The following is a 1,184-nucleotide window of genomic DNA, read 5'->3' as shown; positions in this document are numbered from 1 at the left end:
ATAAACGCATCGGCCTGACGGACGATGATGGCTTTGAGTTCCTCAATGCTGTCGGGGAGATCTGCGGGCGGGTTCTGCATGGCATAATTATAGCCAATACGCGGCTTCAACCCAAGCGTTTCTGCCGGTTCTGATCAAAAAATATCCGCTTTTTTCTGTCCTATCCGGCCATCTCCGGACGCCATGTTCGTTGCGGCATTCGCCAGTCAATCCCTTCCAGCAACATACTCAATTGCGCCGATGTCACATGAGCAACACCGTCTGTTGCCGAGGGCCAGACGAACCGGCCTCGTTCCAGCCGCTTGGCAAACAGGCAGAACCCCTGGCCATCCCACGCCAAAATCTTGATCAGGTCGCCCCGGCGCCCGCGAAACACAAACAAATGACCGGTAAAAACATCCTTGCCCAGAACGTCCTGCACCAGCATTGACAGGCCGTTCATGCCTTTGCGCATGTCTGTTCGTCCCAGCGCCAGATAAACACGCACACCACCCGCGACCTGGATCATGCCCCCTCCAGAACAGACAGGAGGTGTTTCAACGTGCGGGGCGGGATCGTCTCGCGCACTTCAAGACGGCGGCCATTGCACAGGGTAATGATGATCCGGGCAATCCCGGTTTCCTCAACCGGCTTAGACAAAGAGGCCTCGCCCTGGCAATCAGAAGAATTATCCGGAACATCCTGGCGGTCCGTCAGCGCGACCGGCACAAAACCGGGACTGCTATCTGCCGGCGGCCTGGCATACTGTCGACGCCATCTGGTCAGGCTGCTGTAACCAATTCCTTGCCGGGTCGCAAATTCCCGCACCGACACCCCGGAACCAAAACTCGCGGCAACAAGACGCTGCTTTTCCTCTGTCGTCAGACGGCGTCCGTTGACAATGTCATAACTACATATGTCGGCCAAATCCCGATTTCCTGAGCTGTTCGGAGACACCGCTCCCTCTTGCTCCTAAAATCCGGGCTTTTGCTCTCTCCCGCAAGGTAGCCGTGAGGGGACGCTTACGAAATTACCCGGTAAGAGATTTCCAAGATACTCAAGACTATTCCAAAGCGGTTCAGAGAAATCTTGAATTTGGATATGCTGCCACAGAATTACTTGGCTTTGGTCCTCGGACCAGAATACCAAAAGGAGTAGATATTATTCGAATTATTCCGTTTTACCGTAAGCGCTGCGTGCAGCCC

General features: G+C 54.7%; 2 protein-coding genes. Both read right to left on the bottom strand.

The window, feature by feature from the left end; all coding sequences use genetic code 11:
- Positions 1-160: 160 nt before the first annotated feature.
- Positions 161-508, bottom strand: coding sequence for an IS66 family insertion sequence element accessory protein TnpB (tnpB, locus tag TMES_RS21915; protein ID WP_085586589.1), 348 nt, complete (start codon positions 506-508; stop codon positions 161-163).
- Positions 505-936 (bottom strand): IS66-like element accessory protein TnpA, encoded by a 432-nt coding sequence (tnpA, locus tag TMES_RS21910; protein ID WP_085586587.1) that lies wholly within the window; start codon positions 934-936, stop codon positions 505-507. The genes tnpB and tnpA overlap by 4 nt, the downstream gene beginning before the upstream one ends.
- Between the last annotated feature and the right edge of the window lie 248 nt (positions 937-1,184).

This window comes from Thalassospira mesophila (assembly GCF_002115755.1).
In the GTDB taxonomy this organism is placed as follows: domain Bacteria; phylum Pseudomonadota; class Alphaproteobacteria; order Rhodospirillales; family Thalassospiraceae; genus Thalassospira; species Thalassospira mesophila.
This window is presented reverse-complemented; position numbering and strand designations above follow the sequence as displayed.

Coding starts and splice junctions, on each gene's coding strand:
- tnpB (WP_085586589.1), bottom strand. CDS start 508: ATGATCCAGGTCGCGGGTGGTGTGCGTGTTTATCTGGCGCTGGGACGA.